Here is a 19,242-nt window from a genome sequence, read left to right on the forward strand (position 1 = left end):
TAGTTGACTCAACGAAAACGCAGTATAACAAGATCTAAGCGCATGTCATCTTAACCGGTTGATGGACCGGTCTATGGGAATCTTTTGCATCGCTACTAGTCACAGCAAAACTGACTACTTAATCGTGCAAGCAATTTAGTGTGTAAACGCTATAATAAGCACAACTCTTAACGACTCTTAGAGGCTTTAATTTATGAAATTTAGTGGTATGAAGCCAAGTCTGACAGCAGCCTTGCTGCTGGTTGCATCACCATGTGTTGCTGCACAACAAAATGAAGATGACTATCGCCATGTTTATCTATCGGGTGGTGCTCTTCAGCTTTGTTCTAGCTTTAATCCAAATAATTGTGATGACGCAGACTGGATAGACAGCGACAACATGCGTACCGATCGTTATCTGAATATATCTGAGCAATTTCGTATTGAAGCAACATCAGATCGTGTTTGGAGTGCATATCGGGAGGAAACTCGCAAAAAGGTTCTCGACGCATTAGAGCTGATTCATGAACGTATAAACGAGGACATCGTGTCAGAACGGGTGTTCGAGAGAGAATTTACCCGGCGTGCAACCTTGCAAACCTATAACTCGCTCTCGGATGCAGAATACGCCAAGGTAATTGATTTGCTCGAAGTACCGATGTCGAGTAGCTTTCCTGAAATTGTTAACGTCGAAGAGTCACTAGATAAAGCGTCTGCAAAGGTGTTTCGCCGTTTCGCGGATTTTGCCGAACAGAACGTTAGCAATGAGGAAAAGCCTGTAGTTTACTTTTCAACAGCTGGATATCGGGATCCATACTCCCGTATCGATTTTTATCAAAGTACGCTGTCTCAGCTTGGCCTGGAAGCACGTTGGTTACCATTAGATGAGGCGGTGATTGCTGCAAGAGCGGAGAACCGCTGCAGCGAACTGAATAGTGTACAGGAAGAGCTATTCGGCGCTTATGATCGCAATCGTGTTTATCGTGATGATTATCAGCGTCAGGTCGAATTTTGCAAGTCAGGCGATACTGAATATGAGATGTTAGCGAATGCTGATGCGGTTTTCTTTGCGGGCAATAACGCCAATCAAATTCGCAATGCGTTTGTTAAAGACGATAACAGCCCATCGGAATTACTGCGCATGATGGTTGCGCGGGTACAGCAGAAGAAGCTCGTTGTTGGCGGCACCAGTGCCGGAACCGCAGTGTTAACAGCCAAGCCAATGATTTCGAATGGCACAACGGCTTCCGCCATTAAAAACGGCAGCGTAGCCACTAACCCACCGCCGTTTGGCTGTGACCTGGATAATACCTGTCCGGCCAATACCGGCCCAGATACGTTGACGTATCATCCGTTTGGCGGCCTTTCGCTGTTTCATTTCGCCAGTCTGGATACACACTTCTCAGAACGTGGCCGCCACGGACGCTTGGTTCGTTTAGCCGCTGATAGCACCACCCCATTGTCTATTGGCATCGATGAAAATACCGCGATGCTGGTTAATTTGGAAAAAGGTGACTTTGATATTATCGGTGAACGAGGCGTCTTTTTTGTGGAAAATGCTCAAGGTGCTGCGAATGCCGTTGCGGCGACATTTCATTACTTAGTCGCAGGGGCTTCCGGAATGATGAGCCCATTTGGAATGCAAACGGCAGAGTTTGCTGACGGCAGTAATATTGTTCAGTCAGAACCAACGACTAACTTCCTTACAGACCGTGGCCTAATAGACTCAATGCGGGTGCTGTGCGGTGATCGTAAAGAGATGACGCTGATTAATAAGGAATACCGATTAGTCGCACAGATAGATGACAGCAGTCGCACCGCAACAGCGGGCGGGGAATGCCAAATCATCAACGGCAAAATCGGCATGGCCTATCAGCCGGAAGAACAGCTGTAACTGAAAGAAAAAGCGGATGGCTGAGATAATCTAATGCAATCTCACCGTCCGCTTTTTGGCTGCGCCAAAGGCGCAACCTACACGCCGTATTGTTCGCGGTAGGCTTGTACTTTCGGTAGGTGTTGGTTGAATTCCGGGTCGTCTTTAAGGAATTCAATGATGTCGTTGAGGCCAACGATAGAGATAATCGTAGCCCCAAAGTCACGCTCAACTTCCTGGATAGCCGACAACTCACCCTTGCCTTTTTCTTGCCTATCCAACGCGATCAGAACGCCCGCGAGGCTGGCGCCGTTGGCTTCGACAATCTCCATTGACTCGCGAATCGCTGTGCCGGCAGTGATAACGTCGTCTACCAGCATGACCTTGCCATTAAGTTCTGAACCGACCAGGTTGCCGCCCTCACCGTGATCTTTTTTCTCTTTACGGTTAAAGCAATAAGGCGTGTCTTTTTGATGATGGTCATACAGTGCGACGGCCGTTGCTGTTGCAATGGGAATACCTTTATAGGCCGGACCAAACAACACGTCGAATTCAACCTTGGCATCCATTAAGGCGGCAGCGTAAAATCGGCCCAGTTTGGCTAAATCAGAGCCCTTATTGAACAAGCCTGCATTGAAAAAATACGGACTGGTACGCCCCGATTTTAAGGTAAATTCACCGAATTTAAGTACGCCTCGGTCGATAGCGAAACTGATAAAGTCTTTTTGATAGTCTTTCACCGGCTAACCCTCGTTTATGCTAACGCTGATTTCTGGATATCGATAAGCTCTTTAATGCTATGGCGGGCAAAATCAACCAGCGTATTCATTTCTTCTAGACTGAAAGCTTCGCCTTCGGCAGTGCCCTGAATTTCGATAAACTTACCGGCTTCGGTCATTACGACATTCATGTCGGTATCAGCTTTGGAGTCTTCGACGTACTCCAGATCGCTAACCGGCTCGCCGTCTAAAATACCCACTGAAATGGCAGCAACCATTTCTTTTAGTGGATTCGTTTTGATCATGCCCTGGCTGCGCATCCAGTTCAATGCATCGACTAAGGCAACGCAAGCACCGGTGATGGCCGCGGTACGAGTACCGCCATCTGCCTGAATAACATCACAGTCGATGGTGATTGTGTGCTCGCCTAAGGTATTCATATCGACACAGGTGCGCAGTGAACGACCAATCAAACGTTGAATCTCCAGCGTACGACCGCCTTGCTTGCCGCGAGATGCCTCACGAGCCGAACGCGTATGTGTTGCGCGCGGTAGCATGCTGTATTCCGCCGTCACCCAGCCCTGACCTTTACCTTTTAAAAAGCGAGGCACGCCGCGCTCGACCGAAGCGTTGCAAAGTACTTTAGTGTCGCCAAACTCGATTAAAACCGAGCCTTCTGCGTGTTTTGTGAAGTTTCGGGTAATAGTAACCGGGCGAATTTGTTGGGCAGTACGGCCGCTTGGACGCATGGCATCTCCTGTGATTGGCTTGATAATTTATAACGGCGTATTGTAGCAAATTCGTGCACTGAATGGATCGCTTAACTGCCGTTGACGTATTACACTATAGGTTAAGCAACGATGAACGGGAGGCTGTATGTCGCGTTCAGATGACGAAGAGTTTGAATTGTTCCGCCAGGAGATGAACGATGTCACGCCATTGGTCGGTGACCAAGTGGCGGATATCCGTACTGCGTTTGAGCCAACGTTGGCTCAAAAGGAACGTCGCCGGGCGGCGGAGGCGGAAGAACAGGAAAACGTGAATTTTTTATCCACTGAATATGTTGATTTAGTGGAGCCGGACGAGGTGATCGAGTACCAGCGTGATGGTGTTCAGGCAGGTGTTTTTAAACGCCTGAAACAAGGTCGTTACACAATGGAAGCCAGCCTGAACTTGCACCACCACACGTTGCGTGAAGCTCGCACAGCGGTGTTTAACTTTGTGCAGGATTGTCATCATGCGGGTATTCGCACTGCGCTAATTATTCATGGGCAAGGTAAACACTCGAAGCCACATCCTGCGTTGATAAAGAGCTATGTGAATAAGTGGCTGCGTGAAATGCCGCCGGTATTAGCATTCCATAGCGCGCAACGACCGCACGGCGGCCGCGGCGCGGCCTATGTAATGCTCAAGAAAAATGCTGAGCAAAAGCAAAAGAATCGCGAAAAACACGCGAAAAAATAAGGAATTGCAATGATTCAAAGCATGACAGGATACGCACGTTACGAGCATAAAGCTGATTGGGGCTCTGCCACGTGGGAAATTCGTTCCGTTAACCAGCGCTATTTAGAAACATATTTTCGCCTGCCGGAAGCGTTCCGTTCGCTGGAAAACACCTTACGTGAACAGTTTCGTAAGAAACTGCAACGCGGCAAGGTTGAATGCAAACTCTATATACACATGGACGAAGCACGCCAGACAGAATTAAACATCAATGAACCGCTGGCTAAAAGTGTTATCGCTGGCGCTAAATGGGTCAGTCAGCAATCAGCCGCTGGTCAACTGAATCCAATTGATGTGCTTAAGTGGCCGGGGGTAGTGAGCAATGATGAACAAGACATGGATGAAGTGCAAAAAGAAGTGTTAGCTGCGCTCGATAAAGCCACTGCTGATTTCATCGACAACCGTAAAAGTGAAGGCAGTGCCATCGATCGCATGCTGCAAGAGCGTCTGAATGGCGTCAGCACACAAGTTGCTTTTGTGCGCGAACGCATGCCAGAAGTCATGCAGTGGCAACGTGAGCGCTTACTTACACGATTTGAAGAAGTAAAAATAGAACTGGACCCACAGCGGGTTGAGCAGGAAATGATTATGCTGGCGCAAAAAGTCGACGTTGCTGAAGAGCTAGACCGACTGGATGCTCACGTAGAAGAAGCCCGCAAAATACTGAAAAAAGGCGGCCCTTGCGGACGGCGCCTGGACTTTATGATGCAAGAGTTTAATCGTGAAGCAAACACCCTGGCCTCAAAGTCGATTAATGCTGATATCACTTCCGCCGCAGTGGAGCTGAAGGTTTTGATTGAGCAGATGCGAGAGCAGATCCAAAATATCGAATGATATGTTAAGAGTAGCCTGCGGTTATTACCGCAGGTGCAATCTTTCATATGTCTACTTTGGCTGACTTGTACTCAACTGATAGTTGACAAGAATGAAATGCTCGGTCAAACTTACGTCTAAATGGATTGGGCAGTCCCGGTCGGCGTTAATGCCTCAGTGGTTTCACTGGGGCTTTTCGCTTTTTGGGGTAGGGTAAACCATCATCCCTATTCCTTCATACCCTTCACCGACAGAACATCTTCCACCTTCACAGTAGAATTTCGGTTGTAGTGATTCAAACGCACGATTTTCCTGCCCTGGTCTTAATGTTTTTAACCTTATGGGACGTGCGACCAGGTCTGCTAGTTGTAAACCTGATGACATAACCTGTTTGTGCGCGAAAATGATATCAAAAGGTAGATGGATTCCAAGAGCATTATCACCATCACATACACGGCGGAACTCAAGCTCCAGCTCGTCATCTTCCTTATTTCCGCGTCGCTCGACGACTATATGAGTTCTCCTGTCATGTTGTTCTTTTTCCTTTAAGAACCCGTACAGTTTTTCCATGCATAACGCTAACGCAATGTGGTAAGCATTACCTTCAGGGTTACTTTTTGCAAGATCACGCTTGTCAATTGTTGCGCTTATGAGAACGAAATTACTAAACTCGATTATCTCGGTTAGCTCTCCCATAAACGCAAGCTGATGTTCTCGGCTTCTAAAAATATTGAACTGACCAGTACGGCGGCGAATTTCGTTTTCGTGCAAAACAACCTGGTCGTGGCCAAAGTGGTTAAATTTGAATTTTTCTAGTGCCGGAACAATAACTTCACTGTAATGCCGTTTATGGAATACGCAAAAAGCGAGCACAAAGATAGGATACTGTGGGTCAATACTTTGCAAATTGTGATCGCCACTTTCATCAACGTAAACAATGTATTTACTGAACTGACTGTCTTTACCATCTACTCTGGGTTGATGGTCGCGCAGTTTATCTAAGTTTTCTTGATCAAATTCGAATAAGGGAAGCTGTTGGTCATTGTATGACCTGGCTTGTTTTTTATCTGACATAGACTCGCTCCCTTATACACTCTTTATGACTGGAGGTATTATACATCATATGTGGAATATGAGTGGCCGACTTAGAAAGAGGTTCATTCTATATTTAAAGCCGCAGTATGCTAGTCATCTTCAAACATTTGGAAGTTGATGCATGGATTCAAAAAAGCTATGTCCCAACAAAGTAAAAAACGAACGCAAGCGCCACTATCAGCACCGTTTGATCAATACATTGATGAAAAGCTGCGTGCGGAAATAACCGGCATAAGCCGGACAACGTGGTGGCGTCTAGAGCGCCAAGGCAAAACACCACCGGTTTATCGTATTGGGCAGATGAAGCGGTGGTTGTTGTCGGAAGTTTTTGAGTGGCAGTCAAAAAAGTTGTAGTCACCCTGAATAGTATTTTTCTCTCAGTTTTTGCGGCCCTAGATCATGCGCTTCTTTCAGAGCTTGTTGCAGTTCCGCTTCTGCTGCTTGGTCAATTTTTAATTGAGCTCCTTTCATCGCTTCAACATTAGTTTTCTCAATGTGTTGAATCCATGGACCCTTAGCTTTTAACTCCCACGCAACGTGGTAAAGCGCGCGCAACTTTTCATATAAATCAACTTTCTCGCGAATGTCCGGATTATCGTAAAGGCTCATATAAGAGCTTACGCTTTGATTGAAGTGTTCCCACACGCTATAAAAATCGACAATAGCGATCCGTTGCCGCTTCGTGAGGTGAATACAAACCTCATGGAAATGCTGTTCAAAAAGAAATGGCTTTATGTCAATAGGAAGACTATTGAAAGGTTGCTCCAACTCAATAAGCTGCAAATTGAATTTGAGCGTTCTTAAGTGCCTATCTGCCCAACCTGTTAAATCATCAATTTCCTGAAATATTGCAGTTTTTTTCACCTTTACAGAACGGCGGTTCTGAAAATAAGCCACACCGTGAGATAATGCGGCACCTACAAAAACACTGACTAATGTTGAGGTAACTGACATAATAACGGCCTAATCGTCGGTAAATTTAAACTTCTGAGCAACGTACTTAGCGGTGTTCTCTATGTTAGGGAAAACGGTGCTATCGTTGATATTAAGCTGATCTAACTCGCGTAGAATACGCGATTTATCGCCTACTCGAATTCGAGAAAATTTAATATCATGATTCGTCTCTTCATCAAAAATTGCATCTTCGCCGAACAATAGGAATGCTCCTGCCTGCGAAGTTATTCTGTTGTTATTCCGCTTACCTTTTACGCAGATGATGCGTCGCAGATCTTCCGCCTTTATTTCATTTCGGAAATGCGGTTTTTCCTGCTTTATGAAATCAAGAAGCTTTTGTACCGCTGGCTGGTCATTGAAGTCCTTTTTATCGAAATCTATCTGTCGTTTATCGGCCTCTGTCAATCTGGCCAGGTTAGCAATACAGCTGGTAAGATCTGAGTCAAAGTACCTTATTTCATCGCGCTTGACATTAAATACGATGACTTCACCTTCCTCTGAAAGCATTTCTTTACAGGCAAAAAATAGAGCTATTAGTGGGTTAGTGGTGATATCCAACAATCGCGTCGGCAAAGAGTAATGCTGCATTCTGACTAATCGGTCAAGAGTACCGCTATCGTTTTGAAATTGATCTGAGTTAGCCACTAGTAACTCTTGGTAAAGGCGTTGCTCCTCTTGTCGATAGAGAAAGTCACCCTGCTTGTTTGTGCGAAAAACGGATGGTTCCAGTTTGAAGCTCTTTGACGCGTGACCTCTAAAGAAAACCTCGTAGTCTTGCTCAGTCTGGGCGCCTAACACCGATTCAATAAAGCCTTGTAACGAACGCTTAGCTGCCAATGATTTGTTAATCGTACTAACTGAACTCCTTTTAACCTTTGGTTCGCCGTAGTGCGCCGGAATCAGTTCTTTTTTTGCTAACCTTGGTAGCAGCTCATCATCCTTGATTGCCCAGTGAGTTCTATTCATTTCCCAGTCACGTATATCAAGAGAAGTCCGTAAAGGTTCTATCTGATCAAACGGAATGGGAGGGACATCACCTAAAAATTCAAACTCTATATAAATCTGACGACCTTGCTCTCGAACTAGCGTTAAATAACCGATTCGAACGGGTTCGTCGCCCTCATAAGCAAAAATCGTTGGATAGCTTTTTAAGGCCTCAATGACATCGGAAGTAAGTTGTTTGTGTTTGGCTGCCACCGAGTCGGTGGTGTACTCAAGAAAACGGCTTTTATCGAACGTATAACCGTCGTTATCGTTTTCCCAAGCATCGTAAGAACTGGTGACTAATAGGTTATACATTTACTTGCGGACTCCCGTTATTCTGTCGGCGGATTTCTTACCAAGCCCAGGAATTTTACATAGTTCACTTATTGATGCTGCTTTAATTTGTTCAACACTTTTGAAGCCATTTTCATAGAGAGTCTGTGCCGTCTTCAAACCAATACCGGGTAATGCAGTGAATTGGTCGTAAAAGTAGGAATGTGGAAAATCGTCGTAGTGGCTAGTGAGCTTCTGCCAAATAGTTTTGAAGTCCTTAGAGCGCTCAGACAACTGATATAATTTTTGAATTTGCTCATCATGGTCGAAGCTACTTTCAACAACTGAGCGAAACTCGAGGAGAAATGGTAAATAATAAGCGGGTTCTACAGGGCCGATATCGCTAGCATGTTTGCTCTCATAAGACAATTGTTGATCTTCCGAGTCGGTAACAAATACCCAGATTCCATCCTTCTGAGAACCGTATTTCGGAGCTTCGCTGGGCGGCCCCTCATATATCTCACCGTGATGCTTCAAAACTGACAAAGGGGTTCTAATCTGCAAGGTTGCAGTAAACTGAACACCTTTGATGATATCTTGGTTAGCTCTGAAGGAGTCATCATTTAAACTAAATGCGTCGCTTGTCGGCTCACTCTCATGTTTAGGTGGTATTTTAAATAGCTTTTTCAACCATTGCACCGCTTGCGCCTCCTTGGTTTGTTAGCAAGCAATTTTTTCTGCTCAGCCGTTATTTTTCTCAGCAATGACTCAGCAGAATTTTTACCCGTAATTAGATCTGGGTTGGCTTCACGCCAGTCGGCGGTGAGTTCGCCACGAAAGGCTTTGGCTAATATGGATTGAGTGAGATTATTTACCCGCTCCAAAGCGGCAATAGCTTTTTGCTCGATGTTGTCGGCAAAGGAGAATATATCTTCCACGCGGCGAACGATCTCGGTTTGTTCTTCTATCGTAGGAACTGGTATCAAAGCCTCGCGACATTGAGTCAATGAGATATTGACTTGGCCTACGGAGCCTTTCGTATCCGGCATAACTGCTCGCACAAGCTCTCCTTCACAGAGCACGAAATATAAATACTTGAAATTTAAAATCTTTGCATTTGGTCTAAAAAGCGTAATTGCTTGATTTAGGTTCCACTCAGGATATTGATTAGTCAATATAGCAACCTTCCCTAGAGGCGGGCCAACTATGTTCATAACGACATCGTTGGGAAGTCCAATAGAGCGCTTTAGTTTAGTGTTATGCAATTCCTTTCTTACAAATTGTGGTTTGTAATCAAAATCTATCTTTTGATCAACGATGTTATATACCTTGAGAAAAGGGACGGTACCATTTTGACTGAATGGGTCATTACGCGGCGTTGAACCGCTTTGGACTTTCTCGCAGACATCAGATGCCTTCTCTCTTTGCCATGATATGGGCAGTTGTGTGACTGAAGAGTATTTTGAACTAGCTCTCCAATCCTCTGTTAACTTGCCACTCACTGCGGCAGCGAGGACGGATTGGCGGAAGGTTTTTAGGATTTCGGGTATACGTTCGATGCGCGCTTTGGTGGTTTCCACCTTGGCCAGCATGTTCTCAAGTTTGTCGGCGATGACTTTTTGCTCAGCTAGTGGAGGGAGTGGTATGCGAACATTACTTAACCCTTGCCTCGTTATTTGAGGCTGTGCTGAACCGGAAATGGTATCTGTAAGACCACGAGCTTCTAATGCATATCTCAAAAAATTAACACCAATAAGATCTACCTGTTGCCTATCAAGTGCCATCGCATTTCCGTTAATGTAGGAATATGGCTCTGATATGTGAAGGTTTCCACAAGTTGCACCACGGCAAGTAATCATTAGTGTTGGATTTTCATGTGTAAACTCGTTATAGAAACCGATTTTGCCATTCGCTCCATAAACAACATAACCTTCTTCACGAAGGTCTTTAGTCGGAATGGTCTTCCATTGCTTGGGTTTTACTAAATCGGTCAGTAATGGCTGCGCCCATTCGGCCGGTATGTTTTCACCGATGTAACCGAGGCTCATCAACTCACCCCTTCCAGTTCCGCCAGCAACCTACCTAGCTCATTCAGCGCAGCTTCTAGCTCTACTTTCGCTTCTCGCGCTAATAGTTCTGGCTCCGGCAAATCAGCAGCATCAACGCTGTCTTTATCTTTCAGCCAGCTAATATCTAGTGAGTCTCCTTTAGTTTCAGCTATCCAATTGCGGTTAAAGCAACGCCAACGAGAGTGAAGTAGTTTGTCATCAACGTTCTTATTTTCTGCTGCGGCCTCTTTATCCACGGCAATCTCTTCAGCACCAAAACTGTACTCGCCTTCGGTGCGTTCACTGGTGCCATCAGCTTTGTCGCCGAAAACAGCTTCAAACGGGGCCAGATGACTATCGCCAAAGGGGGTACGCTTGCCAAAGCTAGGCATGTTGGTGCGAAGATCATATACCCAGACGTTTTCAGTGCAATTTTCTTCTTGGTACTTGTCTTTCGCAGAACCTTTACTGAAGAACAGCACGTTGGTTTTTACGCCTTGAGCATAAAAAATGCCTGTTGGTAGTCGCAAAATCGTGTGCAAGTTACACTTATGCATTAAGTCGCGACGGACTTCTGTGCCGACACCCGCCTCAAATAGCACGTTATCAGGTAAAACTACGGCTGCACGGCCACCGGGCTTTAAGTTTCGATAAATGTGCTGCAAAAACGCCAACTGTTTGTTGCTGGTTTTATAGGTTAAATCGTCACGGGTATTTGATGCTTCCCCGCCTTTGCTCGTGCCGAACGGGGGATTTGCTAAGATGATGTCTGCTTGTTTTAATGCTTTACCAGCGTCGCCCAAAGCGTTCCCTAAATGCACGACACCCTCGTCGTCGCCTTCCATGCCATGTAAAAGGCAATTCATAAGTGCCAAGCGACGAGTATTTGGAACTAGCTCAACGCCAATAAAAGCTTTGTTTTTTTGAAACTCCGCCTGCTTAGTGGGCAAATCCATATAATCATCTGTTTGGTCTCGCATGTATTGATCAGCAGCGACCAAAAAGCCCGCCGTGCCTGCCGCTGGATCTTGAATAACCTCACCAATCTGTGGCTTGATGCATCGAACCATACTGTTGATAAGAGCGCGAGGCGTAAAATATTGACCTGCGCCAGATTTAGTTTCACTGGCATTCTTCTCGAGTAAGCCTTCATATAAGTCGCCAAGGCCGTCTTTTTGTGCGCTAAACCAATCAATTTGGTCCAGCGTTTTTATCATTTGCTCTAAATGGCGGGGCTCACGTAAACGAGTTTGTGCATCGGAGTATATAGCGCTAATGAGGGGATCTTCATGAACAACGACTTCTTTAGTCTGACCAGGATTTTCCCGATCCGCTTCCATACGTTTGCCTGTCGATAACGCCAGCAAAATGGCTTTGTAATCATTCAGTAAATTAATTCCAGACTTACTGTTCAAATCAGTCCATCGGCAACCCTCTGGCAGAGGATGGCGTTTCAATACACCTGCTTCGGTATTCTCATGCACCATTTTAATGAACAGTAAAAGTACTAGCTCTGTCACGTAATCAGAATAGTTGATACCGTCGTCACGTAGTACATCACATAAATTCCATAGCTTTTGAACGATATCGTTGTTTGTCATTGTTGTCCCTGTAAGGTATTAAATCCGATCGCAGTATTATACATATTTTAGGCCGATTTCGGCGGCCAGATGGCTTCGCTAAGTTCATCCAGGACGTTGTCTAATTGGTTACCAAGTATTTTATCCAGACGCTTAGCTCCGCCATTGTCAGCGAACCGGTCATTCACGAATGCTTTATCAATGATGACTTCGTGAACCAATTGCTTGCCTAAACGTTCTAGCCATTTTCGTTGAGCTGGCGTCCACTGATGGCTTTGGTAAATACGTTGCATAGCCTGTGCCACACGCTGCTCAAATGGAATGAGCGGTTCACCAATTGCAGCACGTCGAATATGACCGACAATGCTGGCCGCAATGTCTTGGTTGGTTTGATTGCGCACAGCCGTTTGGAGTTTGGCTTCACTGTAACCGGCGCTATCCAGCAATAATTTGATTTCTTTAAGCTGTTCGCGCGTTAAGTCCCTAGGCTTATTAACGACAACGGATAGCGCGGCGTTTTTATTTAGCTGGTCTTTAATGAATTGGTTAAAACTGTCCAAGTAATCTTCTGGACGTTTGTGAGGGCCATACGTTTGCTCTCTTTCACGCAGCTCATCCTCATGCTCAGAAATAATAGGTTGGCGCTCACTGCCCAATAATGCGTTCACTTCAGCAAGCTGGTTCATAAGCCCGCTGTGCTTCTTGATAAATTCAGAAGCTTGCTTAGGACCTAATTGGCGTAAATGGGTGTGTAATGACTTCGGCTCAACACCCCACAGGGCGTTCAACTCCCCAAGCTTTTCCTTTAATGCCGGTTTGGATTCGGAGCGCTTCTCAGCTTTACGCAACACACGCATTACCTTTTGACTGAGCTGACTGAGAATAACGTCCGCATGCGTTTCATCAGATTGCTCGCCAGGCGCATTGAGTGCGCGTTCCAAGGTTTCGTCATCAGTCAGCTCATCCACCAGCTGCTCAATCGTTATGTTTGGGTCGCGTACCAGTGGCTTCATGGTGTTCACATCATTCAAGGCCGCATAAATATCAACCGGGTCATAGATGCGAAATACGGTTTTACCAATCTCATCACAGCGGCGCGTTGCTCGACCAATCATTTGTTCGTATAGAATCCGCGATTTAACGCGTCGCATGAAGACAAGATTACAAATCTTAGGAACGTCGATACCCGTGGTTAATAGGTCTACGGTTACTGCGATATTTGGATAACGCTCGTTTTTATACTGACGAATAAGCTGATCAACTTTGTCACTTTTGCCAGTAATTTTTGCAACCGCAGCCTGATTGTACTCACCGTTGTAGATCTCTTTAAACGCATCATCTAATAAGCGCTTTACCATGTCCGCATGCAGATCTGTGGCGCAGAAGATCATGGTCTTTTCATCACCAAACGGATCAAGTTCTTGCACTAATTGTTCGCATATTACACGGTTAAAATTCTCGTTAATGACTCGGCGGTTGAATGTATCAACTTCGAAATTGAGCTCGTCTTCAAGCTCCGCTGACTCAACTTCTCCGGTTTGCGTATTTATAGCGCTAACTTGCTCACCTTTTGAGAAGTTAATGCCGTTTTGGGTGAGAAGTGTCTCGTAGCGAATAGGAGGCTCGTGATCGATAAGCCAGTCATCGGCAACTGCCTCTCGGTATGAGTAGGTGTAAACAGGCTTGCCGAAAATATCGCTGGTATGTTTTGCCGGAGTTGCTGTTAAACCCACCTTTACAGCGTCAAAGTAATCCAGTACTCGGCGATAGCTAGAAATATATTGGCTTGCATCACGAGTTGCGAGTTCACCTTCTGTCATTTCTTGATCGAGTGTGTATCCGCGATGAGCTTCATCCACGATAATACAGTCAAATTGATCGACTGATGGTGGTTCATCGCTCATAAAAATGCGTTTAACCATCGCCTGAACGGTAGCCACCTGAATTCGAGTTTCGGCCTCAGCAGCCATGTCACCTAGCTCAGCAACATTGTATATTTTTGAGAGAGTTAAGTTACCTTCAAGAGGTGCCTCGTTGAACGCATCAATTGCTTGTGTTCCAAGTGCTCTGCGGTCGACTAAAAAGAGAATGCGTTTGAATCGTTCCGCTTTGAGAAAGCGATACATCAAACCGATGACTGTGCGTGTTTTACCAGTGCCAGTCGCCATTGCTAGTAACGCAAGGCGTATTTCCTGCGACAGGGTGTTCTCAACAGCTTTGATTGCCTGTTGCTGATAATCTCGTAGTTTCAGATAACCAAAAGGCTCGCGTTTTAATTTTTGCTCTGCTTCCTCTTTGCTGCGAGATAACAGATCTAATAAGCCCTCTGGCGAGTGAAATGCTTGAAGTGCGCGCTTCGTGTTCGACGGGCTTCGAACGTCCCGAAACCAAGTTCCTGATTGCTCTGCTAGTTGTGGTACGTAAGGTCGACCATTGCATGAATACACAAACGGCACTTGGTAGAAACGAGCATCTCCATCCGACCAAGGCTTATCACGCCCCTCGAGTTCCCATGCCGGTTGCATTGGCGCGTCAATTTGAAGTCCAAAACTGTAACGCTCTGCTTGTTTGATTTTTCCAGCGACGTTCTCATTTTCTTTCTTGGCTTCAACAACAGCAATAGGGGTGAGACCAGCAAACAAAACATAATCGGCTCGGCCGCCTTTGCTTTCATGTTTGGTTGGCCATTCAGCAATTGCCTTATTCTTGCTTTTTTCTGGACGCGCACCGCTCTTGTAGGTGATGTCTTGGCTATCAGCTTCCCAACCGGCTTCGGTTAGCTGTTGGTCAATCAGAATCCGAGTAAGTTCTTCGTTCAGAACAATGTGTTGGCTTGCGATTTTGGTTCTTTGAGTAACAGCAGAACGCTCTTTACTTTTGGCCGACTCGTCTTGCTGCGCAATTTGACGTTGTAATGATTGGAGTTTACTTTCGTACGCTTCGCGTTGACGATTCAGCGCTTGTTCATGAGCTAGTGCTTCCGCAGTTTTGGAACGCGATTCTTGATCCATTTCATGAGCCAAAGCCTCGTACTCATCTTTCTCTTTAGCTAATAAGTCCTGAAGTTGCTGGCTGTTGTCCAACTCCATATTGGCTTGCTGCAAATCGGTTTTTAATTTGTCGATTTCAGCTTGCAGCTGGCGAAGGTTTGAGCTTGGGTCAGACGGCGCTATAAACGGACCAGGATTGAATTTAGTTCCTGACTTGCCAAATGAGCGGTGAAACCAGACAGCTAACGAACGTGCAATTTTGAGCCCATTTAAGGCTTCTTTATGCTGTGTGCGAAACTGGTGGGTTGCCTTGTTTCCTTCAATTCGAAGCGTGTGAAATAACTCCCGAACGACGGGCTCTAAGCTTATTTCTCGATTTAGGCGGTAAAGTAAATCGGCTTGACTTGTTTGTTCATCAAACTCAAGACCTGAGAGAGCGGCTATATGTTGCGCCAGAGCTTCACCGAGCTGACGTAGTTTGATAAGAGTTGTATTGGGGTCGCTCGAGAACGCGCGTTCAGCTGCCGATGCCAGCTCGACGAACAACTCATCGTGCTCCGCTAAAAAAGCGAAATTAGCTGACTCATGTTGCCCCACTGCATTCATCTTAATTCCTTTTTGGCCGATTCCTGATTGTTCTGATGAAACAAATCTAGCAATTAAGATACCAGCTTGTTAATTATTGGCAAAGGGCTCATGGTCCCTAGCAATTAAAAGAATAGAGGAACGAGACTAATCAGCACTAGAAGCAATGATGATTGGATGATGCATCAAGGAGAGTTTGACCGTCGATTGAAAAAGGCCTAACTTAATTTCAACAGTTACTGCACTCAAATATAAAACAGGGAGAATCTTATGGGAAGTACTGGTTCAGGGAGCTTTACTGATTACTCAGGCACACCGCCATCGGAATCAGGAAACGGAATGGCTGGTGGCGCCAGTGGCACTGATCGCTGTTTGCAGGCTTTTACTGTTGGACTGGAAGAAGTTGCTCAGAGTGAATATTACGACAAACTAAGAAGATTACCGAATAAAGGTGAAACACTAAAAATCCTTCTGGACGGGCGACTTTTTGCTGTTAATGAACAAGGAATGAAAGTGGGGGCACTACCAACTTCGCACAACTACCTAGCAGGGTGTCTCAAAGATGGTTTTACATATTCAGGAATAATCACAATGGCTACAGAACAGCCTGTACCAAGAGTTTCAGCCGACTTTGTAGCTGATGATGCGTGAGGTTTCTGATAAGCCGCTGCTGATCGGTGAAGTCTACGTCGACTATACCCTGCCTAAAATAGGGGGTGATCAAAAAGTTCGTCTTGGAGGATTGGTTCATGCCGCCCGCGGTCTTTGGGCAGCTGATATAGCCTATGCTGTAGCTGCCATTTGTCCAGCTTACCTTAGAACCGAAACTGAGAATTATCTGAAGTCACATGGTTGCACTGAAGTCATATGGCTAGGTGCAGTTTTCGATGCCCCAAACGTGATGATTATAGGGGACCCAACTGAGACATCAGACCAGGGCTATGATGATTTAATGAGGCAAGTAAAAAGGATAGTTTTCGAAGATGTCGATAGTACTTTAGACAGATTCAGACAGGTTGTTATTTTCCCCGGAAAATTTGAGCTTGGTTACTTAGCGAAAGTTTTGCATCTAGATGCTACCGTCTTCCTAGATATCGCTTATGACGTTGGCTCCTTAGCAGAATTAAACTGTTTCGTTGGCCGAATTCATGGTTTGTTTATTTCAACTTCATCAGGACTTTTTCTAAATAATTGGTCTAGCGACATAACAGGTCTAATCGAAGGCTCCCGCTCATTAGGTGCCAGCCACTTGATTTTAAAGGAAAATAGAGGAGGGAGCCGTTTATTCGACCTCAAAAATAGTAAAGTCATTGAGTTACCGGCTTCTTTGTCCTCAACAGTTAACTCGGTCGGTGTAGGAGACTCGTATACTGCCGTTGCGTCTGCTTTAGTCCCAACATTAGGATGGCATGAAGCTATCGTCCGAGGTGTGCAGGTTGCGACTGCTTATACTCAAACAACTTTTCCTGACGACCTCAAGTTAGATGTGACGCGACAATTCAATCTTGATGATGAAACTTTCATGAATCTTGGGGGGTGTAGGCTACCTTGGCATGAAAGGCCGAAGTATAAAATTTATATGGCGGGGCCGGACTTCACTTACATAAACAAGCCCGAATTTGATAGTGCGCTAGATTCATTAAATTATCATAACTTTAACGTCAGGCGACCTGTAAAAGAAAACGGAGAGTTGAAAAGAGATGCTGCGCTTTCGGAGCTATTAAGTGTGTACTCCAGTGATTATCAACTCTTAGTTGAGTGCGATTTATTATTTGCTGTCCCGCTTGAACGTGACCCTGGCACTTTGGTTGAGGTCGGATTGGCTATTGCTATGGGGATTCCAGTGATAACTTTTGACCCAAGACACGAAAACCAAAACACCATGGTTATAGGTGGAAGTGCGGCTTATAGTGATAGTTTGGGTGAATGTATCAATGCCGTGTTTTCTCAAATTTCAAACATGCGAGCTGAAACGTCATGAAACAAGCAATGTTAATAGCTTCTGGAGGGCTAGACTCAACTACGGTGGCTTATGAACTCGTCAATCAGGGTGTTGTGGTAAAGCCAGTCTTTTTCGATTATGGACAACATTGTGTGGAAACTGAGTGGAAAAGGCTAAACGAGGTCCTACCTAACGGCGTAGAGCCTCCTGAACGAATAGACATCAGTGGAATATTCAAAGGTTCTAGTTCCCGTTTGGTCTTGGAGGCAAACCTCTGGAAGGACCCAGTTAAAGATGATGATCTATACATTCCTTACAGGACAATGCTATTCTTCGCCGCCGCAGCGGCTCGAGCTCAAACCCTGGGTATTTTTGACGTTTTTACTGGGTTCATAAATAGTAATCACGCTAAAGAAATCGATTGTAGTGCATCTTTTCTGAATGGTTTGGATGAGCTAGCAGAAAATGTAGGGGTAGTTCGATTCCACTCACCATTTAGGTATTCATCAAAGCGTGACGTACTAGAAAAGGCGCTAGAGCTAAAGGTTCCGGTCGGGCGAACATTTTCTTGTCAAGCTGCATCATTGTTCCCCTGCGGAGCCTGTCCTAACTGCGTTGAAAGGTTAAATGCATTGCACGAATTAAATTTAATATGATGAACATAAAGCAAGCTTCGACAATAGACTTATTAACTGCTGCAAGAAAAATAGCAGATTATTCCTCTAGAGAATTTGGGGAAAACCTTGCTTTGAGTAATAGAAGAGCGGCTTTTAATCACATGGGCGCTGTGTTGGCAGATTCAGTTCTCCAAGCAGGGCTCAACTACGCCACAGTCGTTCGCCCTCGGGTTGAATATATTATAGAGCAATTCCCTACTACTAATACTGTTAGTAATCTATTGACGCTAATTAATGAGGGGCAGACAGCATCTATACTGCAGTGGAAACATCATCTTAAGATAATGAGATTTGAGCTTCTCGTTAATTTTTTATATCAAGAGAATGTAGAAGCTACAGATGACTTGCGGATTAGGCTTACAGACGAAAACTTCAAGTCTGGCTTACTATCAATTAATGGAATCGGGCCTAAAACTGTTGATTATATGGCATGCTTAGTGGGGATTGAATCGATAGCAGTTGATCGACATGTACGAGCATATGCGAAAAAAGTTGGTATTGTTAATGACGACTACTACTTTCTTCAACGCGCATTTTCTTACGCAGCGGATTTAATGAATACCTCTCGTAGGGAATTTGACTCTTGGTTATGGCAAGTGAGCTCATTAAAGCTGAAACCTCAGTTAGAACTGAGTATTTAATTTTCTTAGATTGACTAAGAAAGCCATAAACCGGTGAGTATTGCGGTTAGCCTAATTCGATAAGCATGACGAATAAACCGTAATGCATTGATTTAATTGGATTTAAAATGAATTTCAACAAGCAGTTCCAGAACATCGAATAATGCATTTTGACGTAGCCTGCGGTTCTACCGCAGGTGAGAGCTCATAGTTCAGTAAACCTCAGCAATCGAACAATATTTAACGCATCATCAATACCTCGGTGATGCGTGCCTTCAAAAGACAAACCGTGATATTTAAGCGCATTGGCTAAGCCAGCGCTACGACTGTTCACTTTCCCCTGACGCCACTGTTGTTATGTAAGCGTAACGCGAACCACACAACCGGCCAAGATAATTGACGCTAGGGTGTGAGCTCGATATTCCAGGGCAGTAAGTGGTCGATATTATCGCTGTCGTTAATGAGTGGCCACTGCTTGAACAGGCTCATCAGGTAGTCAATCGGTTGCAGGCGGCCTTGTTGAATAAATAGGGAACTTTCCCGGTTAGCGTTGATCAGATCACCGAACCCACGCTGATACTGGACACTGCAATGAGCAAAGCAAAGT

General features: G+C 45.1%; 18 protein-coding genes. 8 read left to right on the forward strand and 10 right to left on the reverse strand.

Going from position 1 to position 19,242, the window contains the following annotated elements:
• Window positions 1–193: 193 nt before the first annotated feature.
• A complete protein-coding gene (locus tag DEU29_RS09035; RefSeq protein ID WP_133540038.1) occupies window positions 194–1,873 on the forward strand; it encodes a cyanophycinase in 1,680 nt (559 codons plus the stop codon).
• Window positions 1,874–1,950: 77 nt separating this feature from the next.
• On the opposite strand, the gene pyrE is transcribed toward DEU29_RS09035, so the two are convergent.
• Window positions 1,951–2,592, reverse strand: a complete 642-nt coding sequence (gene pyrE / locus DEU29_RS09040; protein ID WP_133540039.1) for an orotate phosphoribosyltransferase — start codon at window positions 2,590–2,592, stop codon at window positions 1,951–1,953.
• Window positions 2,593–2,606: 14 nt separating this feature from the next.
• Window positions 2,607–3,320 carry a ribonuclease PH gene (gene rph, locus DEU29_RS09045; protein ID WP_133540040.1) on the reverse strand — a complete coding sequence of 238 codons (714 nt, stop codon included), beginning with the start codon at window positions 3,318–3,320 and terminating at the stop codon, window positions 2,607–2,609.
• A 127-nt stretch (window positions 3,321–3,447) separates the two neighbouring features.
• Here rph and smrA point away from each other — a divergent pair, with 127 nt between their 5' ends.
• Together smrA and DEU29_RS09055 are read left to right on the forward strand one after the other, a co-directional pair.
• Window positions 3,448–4,035 carry a DNA endonuclease SmrA gene (smrA, locus tag DEU29_RS09050; protein WP_133540041.1) on the forward strand — a complete coding sequence of 196 codons (588 nt, stop codon included), beginning with the start codon at window positions 3,448–3,450 and terminating at the stop codon, window positions 4,033–4,035.
• A 9-nt stretch (window positions 4,036–4,044) separates the two neighbouring features.
• A complete protein-coding gene (locus tag DEU29_RS09055; protein WP_133540042.1) occupies window positions 4,045–4,908 on the forward strand; it encodes a YicC/YloC family endoribonuclease in 864 nt (287 codons plus the stop codon).
• A gap of 162 nt (window positions 4,909–5,070) precedes the next feature.
• Here the strand turns inward: DEU29_RS09055 and DEU29_RS09060 are convergent, their stop codons facing one another.
• Complete coding sequence (locus DEU29_RS09060) at window positions 5,071–5,961, reverse strand: DUF3800 domain-containing protein (protein ID WP_133540043.1); 891 nt, start codon at window positions 5,959–5,961, stop codon at window positions 5,071–5,073.
• Window positions 5,962–6,120: 159 nt separating this feature from the next.
• Between DEU29_RS09060 and DEU29_RS09065 the strand changes: the two genes are divergently transcribed.
• Window positions 6,121–6,336 (forward strand): helix-turn-helix transcriptional regulator, encoded by a 216-nt coding sequence (locus tag DEU29_RS09065; RefSeq protein ID WP_133540044.1) that lies wholly within the window; start codon window positions 6,121–6,123, stop codon window positions 6,334–6,336.
• On the opposite strand, the gene DEU29_RS09070 is transcribed toward DEU29_RS09065, so the two are convergent.
• From DEU29_RS09070 to hsdR, 6 genes are read right to left on the reverse strand one after another with little or no spacing between them, the layout of a single operon-like run.
• Window positions 6,337–6,936, reverse strand: a complete 600-nt coding sequence (locus DEU29_RS09070; RefSeq protein WP_133540045.1) for a hypothetical protein — start codon at window positions 6,934–6,936, stop codon at window positions 6,337–6,339.
• Window positions 6,937–6,945: 9 nt separating this feature from the next.
• Entirely contained in the window at window positions 6,946–8,235 is a 1,290-nt protein-coding gene (locus tag DEU29_RS09075; protein WP_133540046.1) for an FRG domain-containing protein, read from the reverse strand.
• On the reverse strand, window positions 8,236–8,892 hold the full coding sequence (locus DEU29_RS09080) for a helix-hairpin-helix domain-containing protein (protein ID WP_133540047.1): 657 nt from the start codon (window positions 8,890–8,892) through the stop codon (window positions 8,236–8,238).
• Complete coding sequence (locus tag DEU29_RS09085) at window positions 8,880–10,241, reverse strand: restriction endonuclease subunit S (protein WP_133540048.1); 1,362 nt, start codon at window positions 10,239–10,241, stop codon at window positions 8,880–8,882. The genes DEU29_RS09080 and DEU29_RS09085 overlap by 13 nt, the downstream gene beginning before the upstream one ends.
• Window positions 10,241–11,842: an N-6 DNA methylase gene (locus tag DEU29_RS09090; RefSeq protein ID WP_133540049.1), complete on the reverse strand. Its 1,602-nt coding sequence runs from the start codon at window positions 11,840–11,842 to the stop codon at window positions 10,241–10,243. The genes DEU29_RS09085 and DEU29_RS09090 overlap by 1 nt, the downstream gene beginning before the upstream one ends.
• A 47-nt stretch (window positions 11,843–11,889) precedes the next feature.
• Window positions 11,890–15,417, reverse strand: a complete 3,528-nt coding sequence (gene hsdR, locus DEU29_RS09095) for a type I restriction-modification system endonuclease (RefSeq protein ID WP_133540050.1) — start codon at window positions 15,415–15,417, stop codon at window positions 11,890–11,892.
• A gap of 249 nt (window positions 15,418–15,666) precedes the next feature.
• On the opposite strand from hsdR, the gene DEU29_RS09100 reads away from it, so the two are divergent.
• Genes DEU29_RS09100 through DEU29_RS09115 form a run of 4 tightly spaced genes read left to right on the forward strand, consistent with a single transcriptional unit; the run spans window position 15,667 to window position 18,656 of the window.
• Complete coding sequence (locus DEU29_RS09100; RefSeq protein WP_208107623.1) at window positions 15,667–16,047, forward strand: hypothetical protein; 381 nt, start codon at window positions 15,667–15,669, stop codon at window positions 16,045–16,047.
• Entirely contained in the window at window positions 16,037–17,377 is a 1,341-nt protein-coding gene (locus DEU29_RS09105; RefSeq protein WP_208107624.1) for a nucleoside 2-deoxyribosyltransferase, read from the forward strand. The genes DEU29_RS09100 and DEU29_RS09105 overlap by 11 nt, the downstream gene beginning before the upstream one ends.
• On the forward strand, window positions 17,374–17,994 hold the full coding sequence (locus DEU29_RS09110) for a 7-cyano-7-deazaguanine synthase (RefSeq protein ID WP_133540051.1): 621 nt from the start codon (window positions 17,374–17,376) through the stop codon (window positions 17,992–17,994). Before DEU29_RS09105 ends, DEU29_RS09110 begins: the two co-directional genes overlap by 4 nt.
• Window positions 17,991–18,656, forward strand: coding sequence for a hypothetical protein (locus tag DEU29_RS09115; protein ID WP_133540052.1), 666 nt, complete (start codon window positions 17,991–17,993; stop codon window positions 18,654–18,656). Before DEU29_RS09110 ends, DEU29_RS09115 begins: the two co-directional genes overlap by 4 nt.
• Before the next feature lie 381 nt (window positions 18,657–19,037).
• On the opposite strand, the gene DEU29_RS13990 is transcribed toward DEU29_RS09115, so the two are convergent.
• Window positions 19,038–19,242: hypothetical protein (locus tag DEU29_RS13990; RefSeq protein ID WP_166635900.1), on the reverse strand; the 205-nt coding region annotated here is incomplete at its 5' end.

It is taken from the genome of Idiomarina aquatica (assembly GCF_004362895.1).
Taxonomy (GTDB): Bacteria; Pseudomonadota; Gammaproteobacteria; order Enterobacterales; family Alteromonadaceae; genus Idiomarina.

Excerpts from the sequence above, each read along its gene's own strand:
- DEU29_RS09035 (WP_133540038.1), top strand. The coding sequence starts at position 194 with ATGAAATTTAGTGGTATGAAGCCAAGTCTGACAGCAGCCTTGCTGCTG.
- DEU29_RS09075 (WP_133540046.1), bottom strand. The coding sequence starts at position 8,235 with ATGTATAACCTATTAGTCACCAGTTCTTACGATGCTTGGGAAAACGAT.
- rph (WP_133540040.1), bottom strand. The coding sequence starts at position 3,320 with ATGCGTCCAAGCGGCCGTACTGCCCAACAAATTCGCCCGGTTACTATT.
- DEU29_RS09105 (WP_208107624.1), top strand. The coding sequence starts at position 16,037 with ATGATGCGTGAGGTTTCTGATAAGCCGCTGCTGATCGGTGAAGTCTAC.
- DEU29_RS09060 (WP_133540043.1), bottom strand. The coding sequence starts at position 5,961 with ATGTCAGATAAAAAACAAGCCAGGTCATACAATGACCAACAGCTTCCC.
- DEU29_RS09115 (WP_133540052.1), top strand. The coding sequence starts at position 17,991 with ATGATGAACATAAAGCAAGCTTCGACAATAGACTTATTAACTGCTGCA.
- DEU29_RS09090 (WP_133540049.1), bottom strand. The coding sequence starts at position 11,842 with ATGACAAACAACGATATCGTTCAAAAGCTATGGAATTTATGTGATGTA.
- DEU29_RS09070 (WP_133540045.1), bottom strand. The coding sequence starts at position 6,936 with ATGTCAGTTACCTCAACATTAGTCAGTGTTTTTGTAGGTGCCGCATTA.
- DEU29_RS09065 (WP_133540044.1), top strand. The coding sequence starts at position 6,121 with ATGTCCCAACAAAGTAAAAAACGAACGCAAGCGCCACTATCAGCACCG.
- DEU29_RS09055 (WP_133540042.1), top strand. The coding sequence starts at position 4,045 with ATGATTCAAAGCATGACAGGATACGCACGTTACGAGCATAAAGCTGAT.
- DEU29_RS09085 (WP_133540048.1), bottom strand. The coding sequence starts at position 10,241 with ATGAGCCTCGGTTACATCGGTGAAAACATACCGGCCGAATGGGCGCAG.
- DEU29_RS09110 (WP_133540051.1), top strand. The coding sequence starts at position 17,374 with ATGAAACAAGCAATGTTAATAGCTTCTGGAGGGCTAGACTCAACTACG.
- smrA (WP_133540041.1), top strand. The coding sequence starts at position 3,448 with ATGTCGCGTTCAGATGACGAAGAGTTTGAATTGTTCCGCCAGGAGATG.
- hsdR (WP_133540050.1), bottom strand. The coding sequence starts at position 15,417 with ATGAATGCAGTGGGGCAACATGAGTCAGCTAATTTCGCTTTTTTAGCG.
- DEU29_RS09100 (WP_208107623.1), top strand. The coding sequence starts at position 15,667 with ATGGGAAGTACTGGTTCAGGGAGCTTTACTGATTACTCAGGCACACCG.